The organism is Candidatus Oscillochloris fontis, assembly GCF_004138135.1.
Lineage (GTDB): Bacteria > Chloroflexota > Chloroflexia > Chloroflexales > Chloroflexaceae > Oscillochloris > Oscillochloris fontis.
Map to the genome: position 1 here is coordinate 1 of NZ_RYFD01000090.1, position 5,025 is coordinate 5,025.

A 5,025-nucleotide genomic window follows, 5' to 3' on the forward strand; every position below is an offset into this window, starting at 1 on the left:
TATTGCGTCGTAATATTGCGTCGTAATATTGCGTCGTAATATTGCGTCGTAATATTGCGTCGTAATATTGCGTCGTAATATTGCGTCGTAGAGGCGCAAGATATTGCGCCTCTACCCCTTCCTGCGCAATGCGTAGGCAATCCCCCCCATGAGGTCAGCGCGTGTCACGATACCCTCCAGGTCGATCCCCAACGCCACCATCGTCTGGGCGACATCGGGGCGAATCCCGGTCAGCACGGTGGCTGCCCCCAACAACTTCACTGCGCGTGCGCACTGGATCAGCACATTGGCAATCTGAGTATCTACCACAGGTACGCCCGTAATATCCAGGATCGCTACTTCAACCCGCTGATCCTCAATGGTCTGCAACAGTGAATCGACAACTAGCGAGGCACGGGAACTATCGAGCGAGCCAATCAGCGGCATCACCACTACCCGCTCGCTGATGCGCAAGAGTGGCGTCGAGAGTTCAGCAAGCAGCGAGGATTGGATGCGGATCACCTCCGCCTGCTGCTCGCTCTGCTCAAGTAGCGCCTCGCTCTGTTTGAGCAAGGTGATGTCAGTACGAATACAGACAATGCCCCCATCACTGGTGCGCTTGTCCATTGAACGCAGCCAGACTCCATCCGAGAGCCGTAGTTCAACGGTCTGGCACTCCTGGTGTTGGCGTACCCGCTCCGTGATCCACGCCTCCTCGCGCCCCACCGCATCAGGATACTGGCCCCGCTGTATCCCTCCACGCACGATCTCTTCAAACGTCGTGCCAACCACAAAAAACTCTTTACTGCGGCCATACAGATTGCGGTAGTGCTGGTTGAAGAAGACCAGCCGATCATTCGGATCGTAGATCGCAAAGCCATCGGAGATGCTCTCCAAGGCATCGCGGATCTGGTGCCAGATGCGTGAGGTTTCGAGTTCGGCGATGCGCCACGAACTCACATCATGGGCCTGCCATAGCAGTTCACCATCTAGATGTTCGTGAATTACGAGGGTATTGGCGAACCAACGTTCAGGGGGTTCGGCCAGCATATCCTCAAAGTGGCAACTCACCGTGTTCCCCGCCAGCAGTGCCACAATCTCGCCATGGATATGGTCTTTGTCAGCATGTTCCCATTGGAACATACGTTCACATGTATCTATAATATTCTCGCCAATGCCCGTATGGAAGAAGGCATCCCGCCATGCCGGGTTGATCGCCCGAATGATCCCCTCATGGGTGATCAGAGCGCATGGGTTGGGTAACAACCCAATCAGGGTGTCCAAGGGAGAGGCCGCGTTGCGTGGGCCATCATGAGCGTCGTTGTTCATAGGTCGATCTCTTGGCTGATCCGGCGAAAGGTATCGTGTATTGTACCACGTCCCGTACATGAGGCTTAACCAGCTTTTTGGATGGATTCACCCAAAAAGTCGGCGCAAAATTGGTCATCTGACCCCTTGACAAAACCTGTGCAAAAGGTGAAAATATCTCTGTCAAAACCTTTGCAATACGACGAATGGGCAATAGTGAGCGCCAAGTTCATACCAGCAATAGGTATAGTCACTGTTATGAGACCCACCAGAAGAAGTAGATCCTCATAGGGCTGGGTGATAGAGGGAGGCCATCGTGAACAAATTCCGCCACACCAACTCGCATGATGAACTGTCGGATCATGAACCGACCACCGAGATTCACTCGGATGCTGATCACGATGGCTGGGAGTCTGAAGATCTATTAGTAGCTGATATTGATATCGAGGAAGATCATGAACTGGAGCAGGAGTCGGTTGAGGACTCAATCCAACTCTACCTGCACGAGATTGGTCAGGTGGCGCTGCTAACGGCAGAGGAGGAGTATACGCTGGCCATGCAGATCCGTGCGGGTAAGGATTCGCAGCGCCAGATCGAAGATGGGCAGTACACTAACAGACGCGAGCGGGCACAACTAGAACTGACCGTGGCCCGTGGACATGAGGCGCGCCGTCGGCTCATTCAGGCCAACCTGCGCTTGGTCGTCAGTGTGGCCAAGAAGTATATCAACAGCCCGATGGCCTTTATGGATCTGGTGCAGGAGGGCAATATCGGCCTCATGCGGGCAGTTGAGAAGTTTGATCATACCATGGGCAACCGCTTCAGTACCTATGCAACCTGGTGGATTCGGCAAGCGGTCAGCCGCTCGATTGCCGAGCAGAGCCGGGTCATCCGCCTGCCCGTCCACCTAAGTGAATCGCTGGTGCATATGCGGCGGGCGATCTACACGTTGGAGCAGCAGCTTGAGCGTGAACCAACCGCGCAGGAAATTGCCCACACCATGGGTCTCAGCCTGCGCAAAGTGAAGCGCCTGCTGCAAGCCTCGATCCAGCCCGTCTCGCTAGAGCAGCCACTCAACAACGAGCAAGAGGGTCGTGTGGGTGAGGTGTTGGCCGATGAGAGTCTCGAAACACCGATGGAGATCGCCACCCAGAAGATGTTCCACCAGGAACTCTACGCGGCGCTGAATAACCTGCCGGATCGCGAACGTAAAATTCTGCAATTGCGCTATGGCCTCTTTGATGGCCAGCGGCGCACCTTGGAGGAGGTGGGGGTCGCCTTCGGGATTACCCGCGAGCGCACCCGCCAGATCGAGGCCGAGGCGATGCGCCGCCTGCGCCAACCCCAAGTCGGCCAGCGCCTCCATGCATATTTAGAGTAGAGACGGCAAGATGCTTGTTGATACGGTGTTGATGGCTTCGCCATCAACACCGTATCAACAAAACAGATCACCTCACGACGAGCGGCAGATAGATTCGATCCTGTACCACAAACCCCACCCCCGGCGTCGAGATATTCCCGCCCATATCACGTACTCGTACCCGCAACTGCTGCGGCAACTCCGGGTTCCAGGCCCAGAAGAAGCGCTCGCGCAGCGGTTGCCAGGGGACTTCCCAGAAGTTCTCTTGCTGGGTCACTTGCATCATCAATCCGCCCGTCCCGCCATCCTCGACCAGAATGCTCACGGTCGTCCCTAATGGCCCGGTCGGTTCAAGGTTCAGGTTGAGCAGCGGGGGCAGATCGAGATGGATCGTTTGGCTGATGCTGGTCGTGTTCCCAGCGCGGTCGGTGTAGCGCACTTCAATCGTGTGCGCACCCTCTTCTGGAGGGAGGCGGACATAGTAGGCATCGTGGTAGGCTTGTGGTTCAGCAAAAATACCATTCACCCCGATCTGCACCGCCACGATCCCGCCCGCTTCATCTATTGCGTTGGTGTCCAGCCGAATACGCGGGCGATTCGTCCATGTCGCGCTCAGGCTCTCCTCCGTTCCGGCTGCCAACGCCGCGATCTCACTGCTACTCAGAGCACGCTGGTAGATGCGTAGCCCATCAATGCGCACCCCCGCCCCCGCCCCACCGTAGCTGAAGCGGCCCACATGGAGTACCGGGCCAACATCGCTGGGTAACGCCACCCCAGCCGCCTGAGCCACCACCACCCCGTCAATCACGAGCCGCTTCGTTCCCGTGCGCGCCTCCCAACTGATCGCAACATGGTGCCAGCCCGGTGCCAGCGTGTCCGGTACGGCCAACTCGTGGCTAGTCGCCACATCCGCCCCCACCGTCCAGAAGGTCCAACGCGGGCTACCTTCAGGGCCGAGCAGGTCGCGCCGCAACGCCATAGTTCCCGGATAGACCGGCGCACTACTGGGGTTGGCGCTGGCAGCAATCAGGTAGTGGCGCTCAATCCGATTCGCGGGGTACTCGGCGGGGATCTCGACCCAGAGGCTGAGTGTTCCAACCTCAGGATTCAGGTTGGCGCTGGTTGGGTAGGTTAGCTCGGCATGGTTGATGACCAGCGCCTCGCCCTGCACTGCGGGTTGGTAGCTCAACTCGCCGATGATCGCGGGAAAGCCCGCACCCACCGTCTGGAGTGGGTGGCGATCAAAATCAGCCGCGAAGAGCAGATCAGCAGGCGGGTTGAGGCTGAGCAGCGCAATCGGCGGGCTGGTGTCGGGTTGCGGTACTGCGACCGCATCGGGTGGGGTGAAGTCGTAACTGCCGCGTAGCTCGTCATGCCAGAGCCACGTACTGGCCAAACAGCCTGCGTATTCCGCACATGGATCGGGGCCAGGGCCGTACCAGCCATACGGGTCAACCTGTTTGCCATGCAGTCGGACTTCAAAGTGCAAGTGGGGCGTGCCGCGCACAAAGCCACTGCTTCCGCTGTAGCCGATCACCTCGCCAGCTTGCACCGCCACACTTTGCCCCGAGTCGATCAAACCAGCAAACTGCGGGCCAAAATCATCAAGGTGCCAGTAGATCGTCTCGTAGCCGTTGGGATGCAGGATCACCACCCCATTCCCGCGCTGAGTACGTGCATAGGCAACCCCAGACGCAGCAGCCAAAATGGGCGTCCCGACCATTTGATCGGGAAAGACATAGTCATGACCATCGTGGCCGTTATACTGGACATTGCCATGGTTGAGGTAGGTGACGACAAAGCTGTTGCCATCATCGCCGCTATCTACGGTCGGGTAGACATGATCGAAGTAGGCAAGGTGGATGACACGCATACCCGCTGGCCAGGGCAAGCCCAAAAAGCCGCTACCTGTTTGGGCATTGATCGGCCTAGCGGGGAGCAAGAGCGCAATAAAGAGAAGTAGGGTGAAGATCTGTTTCCACATGGTTTATACTTGAACGTGGCTCAATAACGTCTTGTCGCAGGCATCCTAGCATGCACAGCGAAGTACCGTCAATCTGGATAGGGTGTCTAGTCTAGGGCGCTTGCGAATATGTAGACCGATTGCTATGCTATGTTCGTATCGTGCGATACACCAATTGATTGATCCATGACGGAATGTTCACAGAAAAAGTAACTGTTCACACTTCTCCTAGCTTCCAGTTTTTGACGCAAAGACGCAGAGGCGCAAAGCCTGCAACAAAACCTTTGCGTCCTTGCGCCTTTGCGTCAATACGAGATTTCTTTTATCCCAAGTGTGAATAGTCCGTAAATTAAGTTTCCAGGTCTTTTTGCGACATAGCACTACCCACCCGCTCACCTTGAACGCCCGCAACGGG

3 protein-coding genes are annotated in these 5,025 nt (G+C 56.8%); 1 reads left to right on the top strand and 2 read right to left on the bottom strand.

Annotated features, from left to right (window positions below; translation table 11 throughout):
• Positions 1-111 precede the first annotated feature (111 nt).
• Positions 112-1,308, bottom strand: a complete 1,197-nt coding sequence (locus EKD03_RS17820; protein WP_161569310.1) for a PAS-domain containing protein — start codon at positions 1,306-1,308, stop codon at positions 112-114.
• Positions 1,309-1,603: 295 nt separating this feature from the next.
• On the opposite strand from EKD03_RS17820, the gene EKD03_RS17825 reads away from it, so the two are divergent.
• On the top strand, positions 1,604-2,668 hold the full coding sequence (locus tag EKD03_RS17825) for a sigma-70 family RNA polymerase sigma factor (protein ID WP_238613578.1): 1,065 nt from the start codon (positions 1,604-1,606) through the stop codon (positions 2,666-2,668).
• Positions 2,669-2,735: 67 nt separating this feature from the next.
• Here the strand turns inward: EKD03_RS17825 and EKD03_RS17830 are convergent, their stop codons facing one another.
• The gene (locus EKD03_RS17830) at positions 2,736-4,631 is read right to left on the bottom strand and encodes a peptidoglycan DD-metalloendopeptidase family protein (RefSeq protein WP_129633752.1); all 1,896 of its coding nucleotides are present in this window, start codon (positions 4,629-4,631) and stop codon (positions 2,736-2,738) included.
• Between the last annotated feature and the right edge of the window lie 394 nt (positions 4,632-5,025).